Origin of the sequence: Reyranella sp. CPCC 100927, from assembly GCF_007859315.1 — a bacterium.
In the GTDB taxonomy this organism is placed as follows: domain Bacteria; phylum Pseudomonadota; class Alphaproteobacteria; order Reyranellales; family Reyranellaceae; genus Vineibacter.
In genome coordinates this window covers 184,049-206,797 of the sequence record NZ_VOHA01000007.1, presented here as the reverse complement: position 1 = coordinate 206,797, position 22,749 = coordinate 184,049, and the positions used below count along the sequence as shown (strand labels likewise).

The following is a 22,749-nucleotide window of genomic DNA, read 5'->3' as shown; positions in this document are numbered from 1 at the left end:
GTGCGATGCTATCGAGTGAACGTGGTAGCCGTGACGGGCCGACCATCGATCGCACTCGATGACTTGGCCAGCAGGCGGGCGACGGCGGCGATGAAGGCGTACGTTTCGTCCGTCACCGGCACCGCGCCGGCCGCCGGCACGCTGACCCGCAGCTTGATGAAATAGCCGCGCGCGCCGGTCATGCCGACCAGGCTGGTAACGATCTGATCGCCGCGCTGCATACGATAGGTCGCCGTCAGGAACTCAAGGCCAAGCGCCTTGACGGACTGTTCACCCAGCAGCTCGGGTTCGGAATCGCCCTTCATTTTCGCCAGCGCCGCGACATCGCCGCGCGCCGTGGCGAATTCGGTGCGCACCACGTTATTGGCGACACCGTCGGGGACCGAAGGGTTGCGGCCACGATAAACGTACACGGAACCGGCAAAACCAGGTGCGCGATACTCGACACCGTGGCCGAGCTCGGCCTGAGGATACTTCTCGCCCTTGAACAGGTCGAACGAGGCCAGGCGATCCGGGAAAAGGACCCCGATGTCCGGCACGACATATTCCGCCCAGGCCGCGGCCCAGACGCTCACCCCGGCCAGGAACGCCAGGCCGGCGAGGCTCAGCCGGATCAAGGCCTGCATGTTTTCCCTCCGTACCAGGCGATCGTGCGTAGCGCCGCCCGCCCCTCTCCCCGCTCACGCGGGGCGAGGTGAAAGAGGCCCTCAGGCACCGATCCTGGCCAGTGCCTGGTCGAGGACCAACTCCTCGCGCGCGCCGGTCGCGCGATGCTTCAGTTCGACCTTGCCCGCAGCGAGCCCCTTGGGCCCGATGATGACCTGCCAGGGCACGCCGATCAGATCCATGTCGGCAAATTTGGCGCCCGGCCGCAGGTCGCGGTCGTCGTACAGCACCTCGATACCCTTGGCCTTGAGCGAGGTGTAGAGATCCGTGCACGCCTTCGACACCGCGCCGTCGTCGATCTTCAGGTTCAGCAGGCCGACCTTGAACGGTGCCACCGATTCCGGCCAGATGATCCCGGCATCGTCATGGCTGGCCTCGATGATGGCGCCGACCAGGCGCGAGACGCCGATGCCGTAGGAACCCATCTCGACCGCGATCGACTCGCCCTTGGGCCCCGACACCACGGCGTTCATCGGTGATGAGTACTTGGTGCCGAAATAGAAGATGTGACCGACCTCGATGCCGCGCGCGGTAAGGCGTCGGTCGGCCGGCACGTCAGCCTCGAATTTTGCCTGGTCGTGCATTTCATCGGTCGCAGCGTAGAGCGACGTCCATTCGTTGACCAGGGGCTGCAGATCGGCCTGATAGTCGATGGTCCGGCCCAGGATGTCCTTGTCGACCAGGCCTTTGTCGCAGAACACGGCACTCTCGCCGGTATCGGCAAGGATGATGAACTCGTGGCTGAGATCGCCGCCGATCGGTCCCGTATCGGCGCGCATCGGGATGGCCTTCAGGCCCATGCGCGCGAATGTCCGCAGATAGGCGGCGAACATCTTGTTGTAGGACCGCGTGGCACCGGCCTTGTCGATGTCGAAGGAGTAGTTGTCCTTCATCAGGAACTCGCGACCGCGCATGACGCCGAAACGCGGCCGCACCTCATCACGGAATTTCCACTGGATGTGATAAAGATTGCGCGGCAGGTCGCGATAGGTCTTCACGCCGTCGCGGAAGATGGTGGTGATCATCTCCTCGTTGGTCGGCCCGTAGAGCATCTCGCGGTCATGCCGGTCCTTGATCCGCAGCATTTCCGGGCCGTAGGCGTCATAGCGACCGCTCTCGCGCCACAGGTCGGCCGACTGGATGGTCGGCATCAGCACTTCCTGGGCCCCGGTGGCATCCTGCTCCTCGCGCACGATGCGCTCGATGTTGCGCAGCACGCGATAGCCCAGAGGCAGCCACGCATAGATGCCGGCCGCCTGCTGGCGGATCATCCCGGCCCGCAGCATGAGCCGATGTGAGACGATTTGGGCCTCGGCGGGATTCTCACGCAGCGTTGGCAGGAAATACTGGCTGAGGCGCATCGTATCGGGACCCGTGGGCTCGGTGGGCAGCCAAACTGGCTACAAAAGACGCGCGAATTTAGGCAACGGCCGCCCGGAAGGCAAACGCCGGTGTTTCGCCTCTTCCACACGCGGGAGCGGTGATCACGATTTTCCCCAGGAATCGCGAGTCGGCGGCTGGTCGGGTTGGTACGCCTTTCGCACAATCACCGCAGCGACATGGCGTTTGCCAGCTGCTCATAAAAGTCGCGGGGAGAAATAGATGTTCGAAACGCTATTCAAGCTGCGGGAAAACAACACGACGGTTCGTACCGAGGTCCTGGCCGGCATCACGACGTTCCTGACCATGGCCTACATCATCTTCGTCAACCCTGACATCCTGGCCAAGGCCGGCATGCCGCAGGACGCCGTCTTTGTGGCGACGTGCGTCGCTGCCGCCATCGGCACGCTGTTGATGGCCTTCCTGGCAAACTACCCGATCGCGCTGGCGCCGGGCATGGGACTGAACGCCTACTTCGCCTTCGGCGTCGTGCTGGGCATGAAGTTCACCTGGCAGGTGGCGCTCGGCTGCGTCTTCATCTCGGGCGTGATCTTCCTCATTCTCAGCGTGCTGCCGGTGCGCGAGTGGATCGTCAACGCCATCCCGAAATCGCTGAAAATGGCGATCGCAGCCGGCATCGGCCTGTTCCTGGCCCTGATCGCCTTGCAGGGCGCCAAGATCGTCGTCGCCCATCCGGCAACCCTGATCACGGCCGGCGATCTCAAGAGCTGGCCCGTGATCCTCGCGGCGCTGGGCTTCGTGCTGATCGCGGCGCTGGAGTACAGGAAAGTGCCAGGCGGCGTGATCATCGGCGTGCTGGCCGTCACCGCCGCGTCGGCGCTGCTGGGCGTCAGCAAGTTCTCCGGCGTCGTTTCGGCGCCCCCCAGTATCGCGCCCGTGTTCCTGCAGATGGACCTCGCTGGCGCGCTCAATGTCGGTCTCATCACCGTGATCTTTGCGTTCCTGTTCGTCGATATGTTCGATAATTCAGGCACGCTGATCGGCCTCGCCCACCGCGCCGGTTTCCTGCGGAAAGACGGCACCGTGCCGCGCCTGGGTCGGGCCCTGATCGCCGACTCCTCGGCCGCGATGATCGGCGCCGCGGTCGGCACATCGACCACGACCAGCTATATCGAGAGCGCGTCGGGCATCAACGCCGGCGGGCGGACCGGGCTGACGGCCGTCGTCGTTGCAATCCTCTTCCTGCTGGCCCTGTTCTTCGCGCCACTGGCGACGTCGGTGCCGACATGGGCGACCGCGCCGGCGCTGTTGTATGTCGCGTGCCTCATGGCGCACGGCCTGGTTGAAATCGAGTGGAGCGACGTTACAGAAGCAGCGCCCGCCGTGGTCACTGCACTCGCCATGCCCTTCACGTTCTCGATCGCCGAAGGCATCGCCTTCGGATTCATCACCTACACCGGGATCAAAATCGCGGCAGGCCGCATCCGCGATGTGCATCCTGCCGTTGGCATTCTCTCAGTGCTGTTCGTGATCAAGTTCGCCGTCATCGGCTGACGATGCATGTTTCGAGGCGGCCATCGACAATCTGCTGTGCGACACCTGGCCGCCTCGAAGAAATGGTATGACGACGAACGATCTCTGCAAGTCATTGTGATTTCAAAAATAAGTATCCGCTCGCAAGAAAAATTCCTAGGCAGACCCTCCGGGTTCCGCTAGAAACCATGCGTCGGGTAGGTTGGGGCTAAGGCCCGGAGCCCGAGTTTGAGGGAGGAAAAGCGCCCGGAAACGGGCAGACACGGCACAAGAACCGTGCGACTGGAAAGAAGCCGTTGTGTGCGCGAACGGTAAATCCTCCGGGGTTTACCGTTTGTTTTTTGTGCGGTCGACTCTTTTTCAGCCCCCGCGCAAGGCGAACACGTCCATCACCCATACAACGTACCAGAGCAGCCACAGCACGACAGTAATGGCGGTTGTAATCAGCGCCTTGCGTTTCAGGTCGGGACGCTCCGGTGCCCCTTGATCTGACCCCTGCGTCAGATTTTCAGCGCGGCGAACGCCGATCGGCAGGATCGCAAAAATCACCGTCCACCAGATGACAGCGAAGACGAGGATGCTGGTATACACGTTCATGGACGGTCGCTTTCCCTCCTTCCGCGCCTGCGGAAGATGGAAACCCAGGGTGCCGGTGCGCTCGTCGCGATAGAACGCCGCCGCTTTCGCTCTAGATGCGGACCACCTGCACGTCCGTCAACGGCTTCTTGTCGAAGCGCGACTTGAAGACACGGCGAACCGCCCGTCGCGCCGCCTCCGCCACGGTGGCATCGTCGCGCGCCTCGCTGTCGCTGAGGTCGGTCACCGAGGCCCGCAGCGCCTCGACGCCGGCAGCGATGGCCTCGTCCAGGGCCTCGGCATCGCCTCCCAGGCCCTGCACCGTCAGCTTCGGCGCCGTCAGCGGACGCCCGGTCCGGTCGAGCACCAGCGTCGCCACGGCAGCGCCGTTCCACAGCATCTTGCGACGATCGCGCAGGCCAGTGTCGTCGATCGACACCAACCGCGTGCCGTCGCGCGCCAGGCGGCCCGTGGGTACGTGATCAATCACGGTGGCCGGTCCCGGCGCCAACCGCACCAGGCTGCCGTTGGGCGCTACGATCGCGGTGGGTACCTGGCAGGCCTGCGCCAACGCCGCGTGTTCGACCATGTGCCGATGCTCGCCATGCACCGGCAGCGCGATGCGCGGGCGCACCCACTGGTAGAGGCGGGTCAGTTCGTCACGTGCCGGATGGCCCGAGACGTGGATGTCGGCGTCGCGATCGGTGATGATCTCGACGCCCATCACCGTCAGCTGGTTCTGCAGCCGGCCGATCGACTTCTCGTTGCCAGGAATCACGCGTGAGGAAAACACCACGGTGTCGCCGGGCTGCAGTCCGATGTCGCGGTTCTCGCCGGAGGCGAGGCGGGCCAGCGCCGCGCGCGGCTCGCCCTGACTGCCAGTGCAGATCAGGCACACCTTATCGCGCGGCAGCCAGCCGGCATCGCGTTCGCTGACCACCGCCGGGAAATCGAGCAGGTAGCCGTTTTCCTGCGCCGCCTCGACCATGCGATGCAGCGCGCGGCCGACCAGGACCGGTTGTCGATCGGCGGCAACCGCCGCCTGTGCCACGCTCTCGACACGCGCCAGATTGGAGGCAAAGCAGGTCACGGCCACCAACGCTTCCTGGTGGCGGATCACCTCGGTCAGACGCAGCCGGACGTCTGCCTCCGAGCCGGCTTCGCCGGGCACGAAGACGTTGGTCGAGTCGCAGACCATGGCCAGCACGCCGTCCTCGCCCAGCCGGCGCAGCGCCGCCTCGTCTGTCGCCTCCCCGACCAGCGGCTCCGGGTCGATCTTCCAGTCGCCGGTATGCAGGACGACGCCATGTGGCGTGCGGATCGCGACCGCGTTGGGCTCGGGGATGGAGTGCGTCATGGTGACGAACTCCAACTCGAACGGCGGCAACGACAGCTTGCCGCCCAGCGGGACGATGGTCAGCGGCACGTCGTCGCCCAACCCCGCCTCGGCCAGCTTGCGCTTCAGCACCGAGGCGGCAAACGGCGTGGCGTAGATCGGACAGCGCAGCAGCGGCCACAGATCGGGGACCGCACCGAGATGATCCTCGTGCGCGTGCGTGAGCACGATCCCCACCAGATCGTCGCGGCGGTCGACGATGAAGGCCGGGTCGGGCATCAGCACGTCGAGGCCCGGCATCGAGTCATCGGCAAACGTGACGCCCAGATCGAGCATCAGCCACTTGCCGCGGCAGCCATAGAGATTGAGATTCATCCCAATCTCACCGGCGCCGCCCAGCGGCAGGAAGAGCAGTTCGTCGTTCGGCGTGGTCATACGCGATACTACCTCATCCTGAGGGGCCTGCGGCGCGCTTCTCAGGGCGAGGATTTATTCAAGCATGGCGTACTGCCACTCATCATGCCGGCGGGCAGTTGCGGCGCCAGATCTCCAGCAGTCCGTACAGTGTCAGGTCGGGTTCAATGGCCTGGATGACCTTGGTTTCGGCTTCGAACACCGAAGCCAAGCCGCCGGTGGCGATCACCTTCATCGGTTCGCCGAACTCGGCCTGGATGCGCGTGACGAGACTCTCGATCAGGCCGACATAACCCCAGAAAATGCCGGACTGCATGGCCGAGATCGTCGTCTTGCCGACGACACCGGATGGCCGCTCGACGCGGATCCGCGGCAGGCGCGCCGTCATCAGATAGAACGCCTCGATCGACAACTCGATGCCCGGCGCGATGGCGCCACCACAGAAATTGCCGTCGCGGTCGACGACCTCGAACGTCGTGCCGCTGCCGAAGTCGATCACGATCAGCGGCCCGCCGTATTTGCTGAAGCCGGCGATGGCATCGACCAGGCGGTCGGCGCCGGCGTCCTGCGGCCGGTCGATCAGCACCTTGATCCCCAGCTTGACGCTGGGATCACCGACGACCAGGGGCTCGACGTCGAAGTAGGTTTCGCACAGCCGGCGCAGGTTGAACAGGACCGCCGGCACGACGGAGGCGATGATCACGCCCTTCACCTGGCTCATCTCGAGCCCCTTCAGCGTCATCAGCTGGCTGAGCCACACAGCGTACTCGTCGGCCGTGCGCTTGCCCTCGGTGCGCAGCCGCCATTGCGCGATCAGCGTCTCGCCATCGAACAGGGCGAACTTGCTGTTGGTGTTGCCGATATCAAGCGCAAGCAGCATGGACGACCCCTTACCCCGGCGCGGCCACCGCCGCGCACTCACACTCCCGGCTTTCGGCAGGAGATGATGACATTAGCCTACAGGTCGGAACACTTCGCCGGAAACGATTCGTCTTGGCGGATCACCGGCCGGTTCCAGCAGCAGCGCGCCGTCGGCGTCAAGCCCGGCGAACCGGCCCTCGATCCGGGTCTCTCCCTGCGAAACCGCGACCGTTTCGCCCAACCACGCCGCGCGCGCCAACCAGTCGGCACGCGTACCCTCGAACCCCTGTCGCCACTGCGCCAGGCGCGCCGCCAGCGCCGTCAGATAGGCCTGCAGGACCACCGGGACATCCCGCGAGTCGCCCAAGTCGCGCAGGCAGGCGGCGGCGTAGGTCGTCACGCCGGCAGGCGGCGGCACAGCGACGTTGATGCCGGTGCCGATCACCACGTGGTCGACCGTGCCGTCGGCCCCGACGGCCGACTCCAGCAGGATGCCCGAGATCTTGGCGCCGTCGACCAGCACGTCATTGGGCCATTTCAGGCGGATCGCGCGGGTCGCCGGCAAGCCGGCTGCCGCCGCATCACAGACCGCCAAAGCCGTGACGAACCCCAGCTGCGCCGCGCGCTCGGGCGCGCACTGTGGCCGAACGATCGTCGAGCTGTAGGCGTTGCCCGGCGGCGAACTCCACGACCGTCCGCGGCGCCCGCGCCCACCCTCCTGCTGGCGTGCGACAATGACCGTGCCCTCCGACGCACCGGCCTCGGCACGCTGCAACGCCTCGTCATTGGTGCTACCGATCGTCTCGAAGACGATTGCAGTCCATCCTGAAGGGAGGACAAGAGAGTTCATACCGGCATTCCCGGCGACGGACTAAGTAGCCTTCATGGTGAGTACAGGTGAATGCGAAGCATTCACCGGGTCGAACCATGAAGGCGTCGCACGAACAGTGGTGCGACCTGCTTCATGGTTCGACAAGCTCACCATGAAGCAGTCACTTCCCGGAGAAGAACGTCTTGGCGGCCGTCTGGGCGCCGTTGAGGAACGGCGTCTGGAAGACCGGGAAGACCGGGAAGACGAACAGCGCCGCGGCCAGCATGATCACGGCCATGTCGCGTTCCACCGGCCGGTCAAACGCCGGCGCCGGATCGTCGAAGTACATTACCTTGACGATGCGCACGTAGTAGTAGGCGCCCACCACCGAGGCGAGCACGGCGATGGCCGCCGGAATGTAGAGACCGGCGTTGATGGCCGCGAGGAAGACGTTGAGCTTGCCGAAGAAGCCCGCCAGCGGCGGGATGCCGGCCATCGAGAACATGAACAGCAACAGCGCGAACGCCATCCCGGGCTGGCGCGTCGAGAGGCCGGCGAGATCGCCGATCCGCTCGACCATCACGCCCTTGCGGCGCATGGAGAGGATGCAGGCGAAGGTTCCGACGTTCATCGCCAGGTAGATGATCATGTAGACCACCACCGAGCGCACGCCCTCCTCCGTCGCCGCCGCCAGGCCCAGCAGCACATAGCCCATATGGCCGATCGAGGAGTACGCCATCAGGCGCTTGATGTTCTCCTGCCGCAGCGCCGCCACCGCGCCCCAGATGGTCGACAGCACGGCAACCGCGATCAGGATCTGCTGCCACTGCAGCAGCAGCGGGCGGAACGGCCCCATGACCACCGAGACGATCAGCGACAGCGCCGCGATCTTGGGTGCCGCAGCGAACAGCGCCGTCACCGGTGTCGGTGCGCCCTCGTAGACGTCAGGCGTCCACATATGGAACGGCACGGCCGAGACCTTGAACACCAGCCCGGCCAACACGAACACCAAGCCGATCACGGCCCCGGTCGATGCCTGTCCAGCGAGGAAACCGGCAGCGAGGCTGGGGAAGCTGGTGGTGCCGGCGAAGCCATACACCAGCGACGAGCCGTACAGCATCATGCCGGACGCCACCGAGCCCAGCACGAAGTACTTCACGCCAGCCTCGGTCGAGCGCTGATCGTCGCGCTGGAAGGCGGCGGTGACGTACAATGCCAACGACTGCATCTCGAGCCCGAGATAGAGCGTCATGAGATCGTTGGACGAAATCATGATCAGCATGCCCAGTGTCGCCAGCAGAACGAGCACGGGGAACTCGAAGCGCCACATGCCGGCGCGCAGGAAGAAGCTGCGCGACATCACGATGGCAATGCCCGCCGCCACCAGTGACAGCACCTTCATCGCCTTGGTGAAGGCATCGACCAGGAACAGGTCATGGAATGCCGCGCCGTGTTCCAGCCGCAATACCAGGAAGATCGCGACGCCCAGGCTCGCGACGCACAGCCATGACACCAGGTCGGCACCCTTCTCGCCACGGAAGGCACCGACCATGAGCACGATCATCGCCGCGGCAGCCAGGAAGATTTCCGGCGCTGCCAGGGTCCAGTTGTCCAATCCAGTCGTCATGTCACCGGCCCAACATCGCGGTTGCCTTGGCAGCCTTCAGCGCCGCCTGGTAGTCGGCCACCAGCTTGCCGACGGACGCATCCATCACATCAAGGAACGAAGACGGGTAGATGCCCATCCAGATCGTGATCAGGATCAGCGGCGCGAACACGGCGATCTCGCGCATGCTCATGTCGGGCATGGCGCGTACCGCATCCCGCGTGATGGTGCCGAAGACCACCTTGCGATAGAGCCACAGGGCATAGGCCGCGCCCAGGATCAGGCCGGTCGCGGCAATCGTCGCCACCCACGTGTTGGCCTTGAAGGCGCCGACAAGAACCAGGATCTCACCGACAAACCCCGACAGCCCCGGCAGGCCGACGCTGGCCATGGTGAAGACCATGAACACCAGGGCGTATTTCGGCATGGTGCTGGCAAGCCCGCCGTAGTCGGCGATCTCGCGCGTATGCAGGCGGTCGTAGACGACGCCCACGCACAGGAACAGCGCCGCCGACACCACGCCGTGGCTCAGCATCTGGAAGATGGCACCCTGCACGCCCTGCATGTTGACCACGAAGATGCCGATGGTGACGAAGCCCATATGCGCCACCGAGGAGTACGCAATCAGCTTCTTCATGTCCTCCTGCACCAGCGCCACCAGCGAGGTGTAGACCACCGCGATGCAGGACAGACCGAACACCAGGGGCGCGAAATACTCCGACGCCAGAGGCATAATGGGCAGCGAGAAGCGCAGGAAGCCGTAGGCGCCCATCTTCAGCAGCACGCCGGCCAGGATCACCGAGCCCGCCGTCGGCGCCTGCACGTGGGCATCGGGCAGCCAGGTGTGCACCGGCCACATCGGCACCTTGACGGCGAACGAGGCAAAGAACGCCAGCCAGAGCCAGAACTGCCACTCGAACGACAGCTTCTTGAAGTTCATCGCCTCCACGACATCGGTGCTGCCGACCTGCCAGTAGATGGCGATGATCGCCAGCAGCATCAGCACCGAGCCGGCGAGCGTGTAGAGGAAGAACTTGAAGGCGGCGTACACGCGATCCTTGCCGCCCCACACCCCGATGATCAGGAACATCGGGATCAGCACGCCCTCAAAGAACAAGTAGAAGACCACGAAGTCGAGCGCGCAGAACATGCCGACCATCAAGGTCTCGAGCACCAGGAAGGCGACCATGTACTCGCGCACACGCTTCTGGATCGCCGTCCAGCTCGCCAGCACGCATAGCGGCGTCAGGAAGGTCGACAGCAGCACGAAGAACATCGAGATGCCGTCGACACCCAGATGATAGCTGATGCCGTAGGCCGGCACCCAGTCGAGGTGCTCCTCGAACTGGAAGCCGGCGTTCTTGGGATCGAACTTCACCCACAGCGCCAGCGACACCACGAAGGTGATCAGCGATGTCCACAGCGCAGCGTGCCGGGCGTTGTTGGCACCGGTTTCGTCGTCACGGCAGACGGCGAGGATCCACACCGCGCCGACGAGCGGCAGGAAGATGACGAGCGACAGGATCGGCCAGGATGACATGATCTAGCGCCCGCGAGAGAGCATGTACCAGGTGACCAGCAGGGCGACGCCGATCAGCATGGCGAATGCGTAATGGTAGAGATAGCCGCTCTGAGCCCGGCTGAGGATGCCCGACATGCGGCTGGCACCCGCGGCCAGCCCGTTGGGACCGATGCCGTCGATGATGCCGACATCGCCCTTCTTCCAGAGCTGGCGGCCGATCCACATCGACGGCCGCACGAACAGGAAGTCATAGAGCTCGTCGAAGTACCACTTGTTGTAGAACAGCCGGTAGATCGGCGGGAACGCGTTGACCATCATCTTCGGCAGGTTGGACTTGGATCCGACGTAGAACCACCACGACAGGGTGATCCCCGCCACGGCGGCGATCAGCGGTAGCAGCTTCACCAGCCACGGCACTTCATGGGCATGATGCAGCGCTTCCTTGGTGGACTCCGCTGCGATCGCACCGCGCCAGAAGCCGGCCCAGCCCTCGCCGACGAAGATGCCGTAGCCGACGAAGCCGGCCACCACCGCGCCGAGCGCCAGTACGTAGAGCGGTATCAGCATCACGGCCGGCGATTCATGCGCGTGCTCGTAGTGATGATGGTCGTGCGGCTTGCCGTAGAACGTCAGGAACATCAGGCGGCAGGAGTAGAAGGCCGTCATGAAGGCGCCAGCGATGCCCAGCCAGTAGGCATAGAAGCCGACTCCCGAATGCGCGCCGTAGGCCGCCTCCAGGATGATGTCCTTGGAGTGGAACCCGGCAAGGCCGATGCCGCTGCCCAGGATGAAGGGAATACCGATGCCAGCCAGCGACAAGGTGCCGATCCACATCAAGATATGGGTCTGGCGGATCTTGTTCTTCAGCCCGCCCATGTGACGCATGTCCTGCTCGTGGTGCATGGCATGGATCACCGAGCCCGACCCGAGGAACAGCAGCGCCTTGAAGAAGGCGTGCGTCATGAGATGGAAGATGCCGGCGCTGTAGGCGCCCACGCCGCAGGCAAAGAACATGTAGCCGAGCTGGCTGCAGGTCGAATACGCCACCACCCGCTTGATGTCCCATTGGGTGAGACCGATGGTGGCGGCGAAGAACGCGGTCGAGGCGCCGACGATTGTGACGACGGCCAGCGCCGTCGGCGACAGCTCGAACAGCGGCGACAGGCGAGCCACCATGAAGACGCCGGCCGTGACCATGGTCGCGGCATGGATCAGGGCCGAGACTGGCGTCGGGCCTTCCATGGCGTCCGGCAGCCACGTGTGCAAGCCCAGCTGGGCCGACTTGCCGCAGGCGCCGACGAACAGCAGCAGGCAGATCGTGGTGAGCGCCGGCACTTCGGCGCCGAGGAACGTGAAGTGCATCTTCGCCAGCTCGGGGGCGAGCTTGAAGATCGCGTCGAACTGCACCGAACCGGTCATCAGATAGACGGCGAAGATGCCCAGCGCGAAGCCGAAGTCACCGACCCGGTTGACAATGAAGGCCTTGATGGCGGCGGCGTTGGCCGAGGGCTTTTCGTACCAGAAGCCGATCAGCAGGTAGGACGCGAGGCCGACGCCTTCCCAGCCGAAGAAGAGCTGCACCAGGTTGTCCGCCGTCACCAGCATCAGCATGGCGAAGGTGAACAGGCTGAGATAGGCCATGAACCGCGGGATGCTGGGATCCTCGGCCATGTAGCCGATCGAATAGAGATGGACCATCGAGGAGACGGTCGTCACCACGATCAGCATCACCGCCGTCAGCGTGTCGACGCGCAGGCTCCAGGCCCCGTCGAAGGTGTCCGACACGATCCAGGTGGCAATGCGATACGTACCGCCGGCGCCCTCGAAGCCGACCTTGAAGAAGACGATCCACGACAGCACGGCGCTCGCGATCAGCGCCAGGGTGGTCACCCATTGCGCGCCGCGATCGCCAATCGCGCGGCCGGCGAAGCCGGCGATCAGGGCCGCAATCAGCGGCAGGAAGACAATGGCTTTGACCAGGAATTCCATGGGTCCGTCGGAGTGCCGGCAAGCCGGCCTCAGCCTTTCATCAGGTTGATTTCTTCGACGGCGATGGTGCCGCGGTTCCGGAAGTAGACGACCAGGATCGCAAGCCCGATCGCCGCTTCGGCGGCGGCGACGGTCAGCACGAACATGGCGAACACCTGCCCGATGAGATCGCCCAGGTGCGTGGAGAACGCTACCAGGTTGATGTTGACGGCCAGCAGCATCAACTCGACCGACATCAGGATGACGATGACGTTCTTGCGGTTCAGAAAGATGCCGAAGATGCCGAGCACGAACAGGATCGCCGCGACGGTCAGGTAGTGGGCCAGACCGATCGTCATGACGAGACTCCTTCGCCCACTCCGGTCTTGACCAGCACGACGGCGTCCTCGCGCCGACGTCCGATCTGGTCGGCGATCTTCTGCCGCCGCACGCCGGGCCGCGACCGCAAGGTGAGCACGATGGCGCCGATCATGGCCACCAGCAGCACCATGCCCGCCGCCTGGAACAGGAAGATGTAATCGGTATAGATCAGCCGGCCCAGCGCCTCGGTATTGGTCGTCTTGGCCAGGTCCGGTGTCTTGCCACGTAGCGCCTCAGCCGCAATCGGCGACGTCGACCAGGCGCCCAGCACCAGCAGCAGTTCGGCAAACAACGCCGTGCCGACGGCAGCACCGATCGGCAGGTATTTCAGGAATCCCTGGCGCAGCTCGGCAATATTGATGTCGAGCATCATGACGACGAACAGGAACAGCACCGCCACGGCCCCGACATAGACGATCACCAGGATCATGGCGATGAACTCGGCGCCCATCAGCAGGAACAGGGCTGCCGAGTTGAAGAAGGCCAGAATCAAGTACAGGACCGAGTGCACGGGATTGCGTGCCGAGATCACCATGAAGGCGGACACCACCGTCACGGCCGCAAACACATAAAATGCCAGGGTCTGGATCACGATTGTCTCCCCCAGCTCACCGGTACGGTGCCTCGGCCGCCAGGTTGGCCGCAATCTCGGCCTCCCAGCGGTCGCCGTTGGCGAGCAGCTTCTGCTTGTCGTACATCAGCTCCTCGCGCGTCTCGGTCGAGAACTCGAAGTTCGGTCCCTCGACGATCGCATCCACCGGGCACGACTCCTGGCAGTAGCCGCAATAGATGCACTTCGTCATGTCGATGTCGTAGCGCGTGGTGCGGCGGCTGCCGTCATCGCGCGGTTCGGCCTCGATGGTGATGGCAAGCGCCGGGCATATCGCTTCGCACAGCTTGCAGGCGATACAGCGCTCTTCGCCGTTGGGGTAGCGGCGCAGCGCATGCTCACCCCGGAAACGCGGCGACAGTGGCCCTTTCTCGAAGGGATAGTTCACCGTCACCTTGGGTTTGAACATGTATTTCAGCGTCAGCGCGAAGCCCGAGATCACTTCGGTCAGCAGGAACGCGCGCGCGGTGCGGTCGAGGAAAGCCATATCCCTACTCCCGTTCCCTCACCGAGGTCCCCAACCCAAGAACTGAATCGCCGCCGCCGTCAGCACGACCCACAGCAGCGAGAACGGCAGGAATACCTTCCAGCCGAGCCGCATGAGCTGATCGTAGCGATAACGCGGCACGGTGCCCTTGGTCCATGAGAACACGAACAACAGCACCGCGATCTTGAGTGCGAACCACACAACGCCGGGCACCCAGGTGAACGGCGCGAACGGCAGCGGCGAAAGCCAGCCACCAAGGAACAGCACCGCCCCCATGCCCGACAACAGGATCATGTTGGCATACTCGCCCAGGAAGAACAGCCCGAACGCCATGGCCGAGTATTCAGTATGAAAGCCCGCAACCAGTTCGGCTTCCGACATCGGCAGGTCGAAAGGCGTCCGGTTCGTCTCGGCCAGAGCCGAGATGAAGAACACGACGAACATCGGCAGCAGCGGCAGCCAGTACCAGCTCCAGAACCCGCCGGCCTGCGCCTTCACCACATCGGTCAGGTTCAACGAACCGGCGCACAGCAACACCGTGACCAGCACGAATCCGATCGATACTTCATACGACACCATCTGCGCCGCTGAGCGCAGGGCACCGAGGAAGGCGTACTTGGAGTTCGACGCCCAGCCCGCGATGATGATGCCGTAGACACCCAGCGACGAGATCGCGAACAGGTAGAGGATGCCGACATTGATGTTGGCGACCACCCACCCGTCATCGAACGGCACCACGGCCCAGGCAATCAGCGCCGTGATGAAGGTGATCATCGGCGCCAGCACGAACAACACCTTGTTGGCGCCGCTGGGTACGATGGTCTCTTTCAGCACCAGCTTCAGACCGTCGGCGAACGGCTGCAGCAGGCCGAACGGCCCGACGACGTTGGGACCGCGGCGCAGCTGGATCGCAGCCCACACCTTGCGATCGACGTAGGTCATGTAGGCGACCGCCACCAGCAGCGGCACCGTGATGGCCAGACACTGCGCGGCGATCACGATGAGCTGACCGAGCCAGTGGGTGGTGAAGAACTCCATCAGGGTCATGGCCTACTCCGCCGCCACGGCTTGCGGCTGCCGGTTGGCCATGCATTCCGCCATGGTCTGCGACGCGCGGCTGATCGGGCACGTCATGAAATAATTGCCGATCGGTGACACGAAAGCCGCCTCGGCCACATCACCGGACCGGCCGAAAGCGCCCCATGCCCCGGGTGCCTGCTGATCGATGGCGCCGAACACCGGGTTGGCCTTGACCAGACGCTGCCGCACCTGATCAAGCGTGTCGTACGGCAGTGCCTTGCCCAGCGCTGCCGAGAGCGCACGAAGGATCGCCCAGTCTTCGCGCGCGTCACCCGGCGGGAAGCCGGCACGCTTGGCCAGCTGCACGCGGCCCTCGGTGTTGACGTAGACCCCCGGCTTCTCGGTATAGGCTGCACCCGGCAGGATCACGTCGGCACGATGCGCGCCGACATCGCCATGATGGCCCTGGTAGATCACGAACGCCTTGCCCAACCGCTTGGTGTCGACCTCGTCCGCCGCCAGAAGATACACGACCTCGATGTCGCCCTTCTCGCCGCCGGCATAAATGCCGTCGATGCCACCGTCGGCCACCAGGCCCAGATCAAGACCGGCAACCCGCGCCGCGGCCGTGTGCAGCACGCAGAAGCCGTTCCAGTCCGCACGTACGGCATTGACGGTCTCGGCGAGTGCCCGTGCCTGCGCCAGCACGGCGGGGCCATCGGAACGCCGCAAAGCCCCCTGGCCGATGATGATCATCGGGTTCTTGGCGCCCTTGAGCACATCGGCGAACGCGAGCTTGCCGTCGGCCAGGTCCCGCAGCGTCGACGGCCCATGACCCAGGTGCTCGACGGGATACGTGAGGTCAACCGGCGTATCGCCGATCAGCGCGATCTTCACCTTGCCCGCGAGGTAGCGCTTGCGGATGCGCGCGTTGAGCACCGGCGCTTCCCAGCGCGGGTTGGTGCCCAGCAGCAGGATCACATCGGCCTTGTCGATGCCGGCGATGCCGGCGTTGAACAGGTAGGCACCGCGAACCGAGGCGTCGAGCGCGGCACCGTCCTGGCGGCACTCGACCCGAGCACCGTCCAGCGCTGCCATGAGGTCCTTGAGCGCCACCATGGCTTCGGCGTCACATTGATCGCCGGCGACGGCGGCGATCTTCGTGCCCGGCACGTCCTTGAGGCGCGCGGCGATCGCCTCGAAGGCCTCACCCCAGCTCGCCGGCTTGAGCTTGCCGTCACGCCGCACATACGGCCGGTCGAGCCGCTGGCGCTTCAGACCGTCGATGGCGTGGCGCGTCTTGTCGGCGATCCACTCCTCGTTGACGTCCTCGTTGACGCGCGGCAGCACGCGCATCACCTCGGCGCCGCGCGTGTCGATGCGGATGTTGGAGCCCAGCGCGTCCATGACGTCGACCGACTCGGTCTTGCGCAACTCCCAGGGACGCGCGTTGAAGGCATAGGGCTTGGAGGTCAGCGCGCCGACCGGGCACAGGTCGACGATGTTGCCAGACATCTCCGACGACAGCGTCTTGTGCACGTAGGTCGTGATTTCCATCTGCTCGCCGCGACCGGTGGCGCCCAGTTCCTCGACGCCCGCCACCTCGGTGGCAAAGCGCACGCAGCGGGTGCACTGGATGCAGCGGTTCATCGAGGTCTTGACCAGCGGCCCGAGATCCTTATCGGGCACCGCGCGCTTGTTCTCGTGGAAGCGGCTGCGGTCATAGCCATAGGCCATGGCCTGGTCCTGCAGGTCGCACTCGCCGCCCTGATCGCAGATCGGACAGTCGAGCGGATGGTTGACCAGCAGGAACTCCATCACGCCGTTGCGCGCCTTCTTGACGGCGGGCGTGTTGGTCTTGATCACCATGCCGTCCATCACCGGCATGGCGCAGGACGCGATCGGCTTGGGTGCCTTTTCCTGTTCGACCAGGCACATGCGGCAGTTGCCGGCGATCGACAGCCGCTCATGGTAGCAGAAACGCGGGATCTCGACGCCGGCCATCTCGCAGGCCTGCAGGACCGAGATGCCGGCCGGCACCTCGATGTCGATCCCGTCGATCTTCATCTTCGGCATGGCCGCCCTACTCCGCTGCGATCCGGCGAGTCTTCGACTCGTTGATCCGCCGTTCCATCTCCGGTCGGAAATGGCGGATCAGACCTTGTATCGGCCACGCCGCGGCGTCGCCCAACGCGCAGATCGTATGGCCTTCGACCTGCTTGGTAACGTCATGCAGGACGTCGATCTCTTCGATGCGCGCGTCGCCGCTCACCATGCGCTCCATGACGCGCCACATCCAGCCGGTGCCCTCGCGGCACGGCGTACACTGGCCGCAGCTCTCGTGCTTGTAGAAGTACGACAGCCGCGCGATCGCCTTGATGACGTCGGTCGACTTGTCCATGACGATGACGGCCGCGGTACCGAGACCGGACTGCACGTTCCGCAGGCTGTCGAAGTCCATCAGAATGTCATCGCAGATCGACTTCGGCAGCAGCGGGACCGAAGCACCGCCGGGGATCACCGCCAACAGGTTGTCCCAGCCCCCGCGCACGCCGCCGGCATGTTTGTCGATCAGCTCGCGCAGCGGGATGCCCATGGCCTCCTCGACATTGCACGGCTTGTTCACGTGACCCGAGATGCAGAACAGCTTGGTGCCCGTGTTGTTGGGCCGGCCGATACCGGCGAACCAGGCCGCGCCGCGGCGCAGGATGGTCGGTGCCACGGCGATCGACTCGACGTTGTTCACGGTCGACGGACAGCCATAGAGGCCGGCGCCGGCCGGGAACGGCGGCTTCAGCCGCGGCATGCCCTTCTTGCCCTCAAGGCTTTCGAGCAGCGCCGTCTCCTCGCCGCAGATGTAGGCGCCAGCGCCGCGATGAACATAGACGTCGAACGCCCAGCCCGAGCCGCAGGCGTCCTTGCCGATCAGGCCGGCGTCGTAGGCTTGGCGGACGGCGGCGTTCAGCTTCACTGCCTCGTCGTAGAACTCACCCCGGATGTAGATGTAGGCCGCGTGCGCCTGCATGGCGAAGCCGGCAACCAGGCAGCCTTCGATCAGCATGTGCGGATCGTGACGCATGATGTCGCGATCCTTGCAGGTGCCGGGTTCCGACTCGTCGGCGTTGACCACCAGGTAGTGCGGCCGGTCGCCAACCTCCTTGGGCATGAACGACCATTTCAGGCCGGTCGGAAAGCCGGCGCCGCCGCGCCCGCGCAGGCCCGACTTCTTCATCTCATCGATGATCGCGGGGCCGCCTTTGGCAAGCAATGCGGCCGTGTTGTCCCAGATGCCGCGACGACGCGCGCCGTCTAGGCCCCAGTCATCGAAGCCGTAGAGGTTCGTGAAGATCCGATCGTTGTCGTTCAGCATCGCCCGCTACTCCAGGCGTCTATCGGTCGCGCGGCGCAGCGCCGCCGGGAATGCTCGTGAGGGTCGTCGGTCCGCCGACCGGTGCCGAGGTCTGCCGATCGACCTGCGGTCCTGGCTTGGGCGTCTCGCCGCGCTTGAACGCCTCCAGCAGGCGGTGCGTCGAATCCTCATCGAGGTCTTCGTAGAAGTCATCGTTGATCTGCATCATCGGTGCGTTGACGCAGGCACCCAGGCACTCGACCTCGACGGTGGTGAACAGGCCGTCGGCGCTGATCTCGCCCGGCCCCACGCCACTGACGGAACGGCAGGCCTTCATCACCGCGTCGGAGCCGCGCAGCCAGCACGGCGTCGTCGTGCACACCTGTAGCAGGTATTTGCCGCGCGGCTTGAGCTGGAACATCGTGTAGAAAGTCGCGACCTCATAGACCCGGATCGGCGCCATATCGAGCAACTGCGCCACGTGGTCCATCGCCGCACGCGGCAGCCAGCCGCCGGCCTGGCGCTGCGCCAGGTCGAGGCAGGCGATCACGGCGCTGGCCTGACGGCCTGGCGGATAATGGGCGATCTGCTCCTTCGCCTTCTCGAGATACTCCGGCGCGAAGGTGAACGACTGGACGTGCGGCACGTCCTGCGGGTCGGCGGTGATCATGCTCATGCGGCCCGCTCTCCTAGCGGTCGACTTCGCCGAACACGATGTCGAGCGAGCCGATGTTGGCCGACAGGTCGGCGAGCATGTGGCCCTTGCTCATCATGTCCAGCGCTTGCAAATGCGGAAATCCCGGCGCGCGGATCTTGCACCGGTAAGGCTTGTTGGTGCCGTCAGCGACGACATAGACACCGAACTCGCCCTTGGGCGCCTCGACGGCGGCGTAGATTTCGCCGGCCGGCACCTTGTAGCCTTCGGTGTAGAGCTTGAAGTGGTGGATCAGGGCTTCCATCGAGGTCTTCATCTCACCGCGGCGCGGTGGAGAGATCTTACGATCATCGACCCGAACCGGCCCCGTCACCGTGCGCAAGGCATCGATGCACTGAAGCATGATGCGGTGGCTCTGCCGCATCTCCTCCATGCGCACGAGGTAGCGCGCGAAGCAGTCGCCGGTCTTGCCGACCGGGATCTCAAAATCGACCTTGTCGTAGACGTCGTAGGGCTGCGCACGGCGTAGATCCCAGGCGACGTTGGACGCCCGCAGCATCGGACCGGAGAAGCCCCAGGCGATAGCGTCGTCGGCGCTGACCGTGCCGATGTCTACGGTGCGCTGCTTGAAGATGCGGTTCTCGGTGACCAGTCGTTCCAGATCCTCAAGGAATTCCGGGAACTGGTCACACCATGTCTTCATCTTGTCGAGCATGCCGGACGGCAGGTCCTGATGGACGCCGCCAGGACGGAAATAGGCCGCATGCATGCGCGAGCCCGACACGCCCTCGTAGAACTCCATCAGGAGCTCGCGCTGCTCGAAGCCCCACAGGGTCGGCGTCAGCGCGCCGACGTCCATCGCGAACGTGGTGACGTTCAGCAGGTGGTTGAGGATGCGGGTGATCTCGGAGAACAGCACGCGGATCCACTGGCCGCGCTCGGGTGCCTTGATCTCCAGCAGCCGCTCGACGGCGAGCGCGAAAGCGTGCTCCTGGCACATCGGCGAGACGTAATCGAGCCGATCGAAGTACGGCACCGCCTGCAAGTAGGTCTTGTACTCGATCAGCTTCTCGGTGCCGCGATGCAGCAGGCCGATATGCGGATCGCAGCGCTCGACGATCTCGCCGTCCATCTCGACCACCAGGCGCAGCACGCCGTGCGCGGCCGGATGCTGCGGGCCGAAGTTGAACGTCAGGTTCTTGATGGCGACGTCGGACATCGTGGCCCCGGCCTCAGTTCTTGGTCGCCTTCTCGTCGCCCGGCAGCACGTAACGCGCGCCTTCCCAAGGGCTCAAGAAGTCGAAGCGGCGGAATTCCTGTGTCAGCTTCACCGGCTCGTAGATCACCCGCTTCTGCGTCTCGTCGTAGCGCAGCTCGACGAAACCGGTCAGCGGAAAATCCTTGCGCAGCGGGTGGCCTTCGAAACCGTAGTCGGTGAGGATGCGGCGCAGATCAGGATGGTCGGAGAACCAGACGCCGTAGAGGTCCCATGTCTCGCGCTCGAACCAGGATGCGGCGGGATGGACGTCGGCCGCCGATGGCACCGGCGTGTCCTCATCCGTCGAGAGCTTGACCCGCAGCCGCAGGTTCAGGCGGTGGCTCAGCAGATGGTACACGACCTCGAAGCGCTGCGGCCGCTCCGGATAATCAGCGCCGCAGATGTCGACCAGCTGGCGCAACTGGCACTTCGGATCGTCGCGCAGGAAGGCCAGCAGCGACAGCAGCTTCGCTGCCGTCGTCTGTACTGTCAGCTCGCCCAGCCGGACGGTGGTGGAAACGACAGCTTCACCGGCCGAGGCGGTGATGTGCGCGGCAAGTTCGTTGAGCTTGTCGTCCATGTCAGCGCACCAGCGTACCGGTGCGGCGGATCTTCTTCTGCAGCTGCAGGATGCCGTAGAGCAGCGCTTCGGCTGTCGGCGGGCATCCCGGCACATAGATATCGACCGGTACGATGCGATCGCAACCGCGCACCACCGAATAGCTGTAGTGGTAGTAGCCGCCACCGTTGGCGCACGAGCCCATCGAGATCACGTAACGCGGCTCGGCCATCTGGTCGTAGACCTTGCGCAGCGCCGGCGCCATCTTGTTGGTCAACGTGCCGGCCACGATCATGATGTCGGCCGACCGCGGGCTGGGCATCGGCGCCACGCCGAAGCGGTCGAGATCGTAGCGGCTCATCCAGGTGTGGATCATCTCCACGCCGCAGCAGGCCAGACCGAAGGTCAGACCCCACAGCGAACCCGATCGCGCCCACGACACCAGCTTGTCGAGCTGGGCGACGACAAAGCCCTTGTCGGCCAGCTCTCCTTCGAGCGCGCGGGTGAGCGCGGTGGTGCCGGCGGCGGAATCAGTGGCCGTCACTCCCATTCGAGGGCCCCTTTCTTCCATTCATAAACGAAGCCGACCGTGAGGATGCCGAGGAACAGCATCATCGACCAGAAGCCGAGGACGCCGATGTCCTTTAGTGCCACCGCCCAGGGAAACAGGAAGGCGACCTCAAGGTCGAAGATGATGAAGAGGATTGCGACCAGGTAGAAACGCACGTCGAACTGGCCGCGCGCGTCGCTGAACGGGGCAAAACCGCATTCGAAGGGCGACAGCTTTTCGGAGTCCGGGTTCTGGCGGGCGATCACGTAGGAGCCGCCCAGCATCGCGATCACCAGCCCGACAGCGATACCGATGAAAACGAGGATCGGCAGGTACTCGGTCAGCAGCGCGTCCATCGCTTCCCCTCGTCCAGCATCGCAGGCAGCCGAGTCGGTCCGCGCCGTCGCCGTTTCTCCGGCACTCCGACCGCGCGCTGCCGCATTCGATGCGTTCTGGCATACGCGGAAGGGATGCGACGGAAGACAGATCGCCTCACCCCTCTTGCCGGACGGGGCCGATGACCAGCCATTTCTCCTCTCAAGGGGAGAAATGGCGCGAGCGACGGGACTCGAACCCGCGACCTCCGGCGTGACAGGCCGGCGTTCTAACCAACTGAACTACGCCCGCGTATTGGCCTCGTTGGCGGGCGCACGTTTAGACGGCGTGCACCTGCGTGTCAATGAAAACGGGTATCGCACTGCGGGGATTTTCGCTTGGAGTTTCAGAGGACTGGCGCCTGTGGGCAAGATGGCGGCAGACGCACTGCCAGTTGAGCCCCACACATCATCCGGTGTGGCCTCAAAACGGCGCGTGGTGGGCGATGACGGGCTCGAACCGCCGACCCCCTCGGTGTAAACGAGATGCTCTACCAACTGAGCTAATCGCCCGCCCGCCGACGGTTGGCGTCATACCATACGGCACTGCCGCAGCGCACCAGCCAAACCCATCAGTTCAAGGCATCCTTCAGTCCGCGGCCGGCCTTGAACTTGGGTTGCACGGCCGGCGCGATCTTGATCGGCTCGCCGGTGCGCGGGTTGCGGCCGACGCCGCCCTTGCGTTTGGTGGCGTAGAAGGTTCCGAACCCGACAATAAGGACTTTGTCTTTCTTTTTCAGTGCCTTGATGATGGACGCGAAGACCGCATCGACGGCACCCTGGGCACCGCTCTTGGAGAGATTCGCCGCATTCGCCACGGCCGCGACGAGATCGTTCTTGTTCATGGTCGAGGGTCCCCTCACGTCACTACT

The 22,749-nt window shown here is 64.6% G+C and carries 22 protein-coding genes and 2 tRNA genes; 1 reads left to right on the top strand and 23 read right to left on the bottom strand.

What is annotated here, in order from left to right; translation table 11 throughout:
- Positions 1 to 8 precede the first annotated feature (8 nt).
- Complete coding sequence (locus FQU96_RS20650; protein ID WP_146543213.1) at positions 9 to 626, bottom strand: hypothetical protein; 618 nt, start codon at positions 624 to 626, stop codon at positions 9 to 11.
- 81 nt (positions 627 to 707) lie between these two features.
- Positions 708 to 2,027: a proline--tRNA ligase gene (gene proS / locus FQU96_RS20645; RefSeq protein ID WP_146543212.1), complete on the bottom strand. Its 1,320-nt coding sequence runs from the start codon at positions 2,025 to 2,027 to the stop codon at positions 708 to 710.
- Positions 2,028 to 2,268: 241 nt separating this feature from the next.
- Between proS and FQU96_RS20640 the strand changes: the two genes are divergently transcribed.
- Positions 2,269 to 3,561, top strand: coding sequence for an NCS2 family permease (locus tag FQU96_RS20640; RefSeq protein WP_146543211.1), 1,293 nt, complete (start codon positions 2,269 to 2,271; stop codon positions 3,559 to 3,561).
- A 339-nt stretch (positions 3,562 to 3,900) separates the two neighbouring features.
- Here FQU96_RS20640 and FQU96_RS20635 read toward each other — a convergent pair whose 3' ends face one another.
- From FQU96_RS20635 to FQU96_RS20535, 21 genes are all read right to left on the bottom strand, one after another.
- A complete protein-coding gene (locus FQU96_RS20635; protein WP_146543210.1) occupies positions 3,901 to 4,137 on the bottom strand; it encodes a DUF1467 family protein in 237 nt (78 codons plus the stop codon).
- A 91-nt stretch (positions 4,138 to 4,228) separates the two neighbouring features.
- A complete protein-coding gene (locus tag FQU96_RS20630; RefSeq protein ID WP_146543209.1) occupies positions 4,229 to 5,887 on the bottom strand; it encodes a ribonuclease J in 1,659 nt (552 codons plus the stop codon).
- Positions 5,888 to 5,969: 82 nt separating this feature from the next.
- Positions 5,970 to 6,746 carry a type III pantothenate kinase gene (locus FQU96_RS20625; RefSeq protein ID WP_146543208.1) on the bottom strand — a complete coding sequence of 259 codons (777 nt, stop codon included), beginning with the start codon at positions 6,744 to 6,746 and terminating at the stop codon, positions 5,970 to 5,972.
- A 72-nt stretch (positions 6,747 to 6,818) separates the two neighbouring features.
- A complete protein-coding gene (locus FQU96_RS20620; protein ID WP_146543207.1) occupies positions 6,819 to 7,577 on the bottom strand; it encodes a biotin--[acetyl-CoA-carboxylase] ligase in 759 nt (252 codons plus the stop codon).
- Positions 7,578 to 7,719: 142 nt separating this feature from the next.
- The gene (gene nuoN, locus FQU96_RS20615; protein ID WP_146543206.1) at positions 7,720 to 9,165 is read right to left on the bottom strand and encodes an NADH-quinone oxidoreductase subunit NuoN; all 1,446 of its coding nucleotides are present in this window, start codon (positions 9,163 to 9,165) and stop codon (positions 7,720 to 7,722) included.
- 1 nt (position 9,166) lies between these two features.
- Positions 9,167 to 10,684 carry an NADH-quinone oxidoreductase subunit M gene (locus FQU96_RS20610; RefSeq protein ID WP_146543205.1) on the bottom strand — a complete coding sequence of 506 codons (1,518 nt, stop codon included), beginning with the start codon at positions 10,682 to 10,684 and terminating at the stop codon, positions 9,167 to 9,169.
- A 3-nt stretch (positions 10,685 to 10,687) separates the two neighbouring features.
- Positions 10,688 to 12,655: an NADH-quinone oxidoreductase subunit L gene (nuoL, locus tag FQU96_RS20605; RefSeq protein WP_218574785.1), complete on the bottom strand. Its 1,968-nt coding sequence runs from the start codon at positions 12,653 to 12,655 to the stop codon at positions 10,688 to 10,690.
- Between the two features lie 29 nt (positions 12,656 to 12,684).
- The gene (gene nuoK, locus FQU96_RS20600) at positions 12,685 to 12,993 is read right to left on the bottom strand and encodes an NADH-quinone oxidoreductase subunit NuoK (RefSeq protein ID WP_146543204.1); all 309 of its coding nucleotides are present in this window, start codon (positions 12,991 to 12,993) and stop codon (positions 12,685 to 12,687) included.
- Positions 12,990 to 13,610 (bottom strand): NADH-quinone oxidoreductase subunit J, encoded by a 621-nt coding sequence (locus FQU96_RS20595; protein WP_146543383.1) that lies wholly within the window; start codon positions 13,608 to 13,610, stop codon positions 12,990 to 12,992. Before FQU96_RS20595 ends, nuoK begins: the two co-directional genes overlap by 4 nt.
- 13 nt (positions 13,611 to 13,623) lie before the next feature.
- The gene (nuoI, locus tag FQU96_RS20590) at positions 13,624 to 14,112 is read right to left on the bottom strand and encodes an NADH-quinone oxidoreductase subunit NuoI (RefSeq protein WP_146543203.1); all 489 of its coding nucleotides are present in this window, start codon (positions 14,110 to 14,112) and stop codon (positions 13,624 to 13,626) included.
- 18 nt (positions 14,113 to 14,130) lie between these two features.
- Entirely contained in the window at positions 14,131 to 15,153 is a 1,023-nt protein-coding gene (nuoH, locus tag FQU96_RS20585) for an NADH-quinone oxidoreductase subunit NuoH (protein WP_218574796.1), read from the bottom strand.
- Positions 15,154 to 15,162: 9 nt separating this feature from the next.
- Positions 15,163 to 17,208 carry an NADH-quinone oxidoreductase subunit NuoG gene (gene nuoG, locus FQU96_RS20580; RefSeq protein ID WP_146543202.1) on the bottom strand — a complete coding sequence of 682 codons (2,046 nt, stop codon included), beginning with the start codon at positions 17,206 to 17,208 and terminating at the stop codon, positions 15,163 to 15,165.
- A 7-nt stretch (positions 17,209 to 17,215) separates the two neighbouring features.
- Entirely contained in the window at positions 17,216 to 18,502 is a 1,287-nt protein-coding gene (gene nuoF / locus FQU96_RS20575) for an NADH-quinone oxidoreductase subunit NuoF (protein WP_146543201.1), read from the bottom strand.
- A 19-nt stretch (positions 18,503 to 18,521) separates the two neighbouring features.
- Positions 18,522 to 19,157: an NADH-quinone oxidoreductase subunit NuoE gene (nuoE, locus tag FQU96_RS20570; protein ID WP_218574784.1), complete on the bottom strand. Its 636-nt coding sequence runs from the start codon at positions 19,155 to 19,157 to the stop codon at positions 18,522 to 18,524.
- Positions 19,158 to 19,170: 13 nt separating this feature from the next.
- Positions 19,171 to 20,355 (bottom strand): NADH-quinone oxidoreductase subunit D, encoded by a 1,185-nt coding sequence (locus tag FQU96_RS20565; RefSeq protein ID WP_146543200.1) that lies wholly within the window; start codon positions 20,353 to 20,355, stop codon positions 19,171 to 19,173.
- A gap of 13 nt (positions 20,356 to 20,368) precedes the next feature.
- A complete protein-coding gene (locus FQU96_RS20560) occupies positions 20,369 to 20,974 on the bottom strand; it encodes an NADH-quinone oxidoreductase subunit C (RefSeq protein ID WP_146543199.1) in 606 nt (201 codons plus the stop codon).
- Between the two features lies 1 nt (position 20,975).
- Positions 20,976 to 21,503 carry an NADH-quinone oxidoreductase subunit B family protein gene (locus FQU96_RS20555; RefSeq protein WP_304623180.1) on the bottom strand — a complete coding sequence of 176 codons (528 nt, stop codon included), beginning with the start codon at positions 21,501 to 21,503 and terminating at the stop codon, positions 20,976 to 20,978.
- The gene (locus tag FQU96_RS20550) at positions 21,494 to 21,859 is read right to left on the bottom strand and encodes an NADH-quinone oxidoreductase subunit A (protein ID WP_146543197.1); all 366 of its coding nucleotides are present in this window, start codon (positions 21,857 to 21,859) and stop codon (positions 21,494 to 21,496) included. Before FQU96_RS20550 ends, FQU96_RS20555 begins: the two co-directional genes overlap by 10 nt.
- Before the next feature lie 194 nt (positions 21,860 to 22,053).
- Positions 22,054 to 22,130: transfer RNA gene (locus FQU96_RS20545), tRNA-Asp, on the bottom strand.
- Between the two features lie 184 nt (positions 22,131 to 22,314).
- A tRNA-Val gene (locus tag FQU96_RS20540) sits at positions 22,315 to 22,390 on the bottom strand.
- 59 nt (positions 22,391 to 22,449) lie between these two features.
- Positions 22,450 to 22,722 carry an HU family DNA-binding protein gene (locus tag FQU96_RS20535; protein ID WP_146543196.1) on the bottom strand — a complete coding sequence of 91 codons (273 nt, stop codon included), beginning with the start codon at positions 22,720 to 22,722 and terminating at the stop codon, positions 22,450 to 22,452.
- Positions 22,723 to 22,749: the final 27 nt, after the last annotated feature.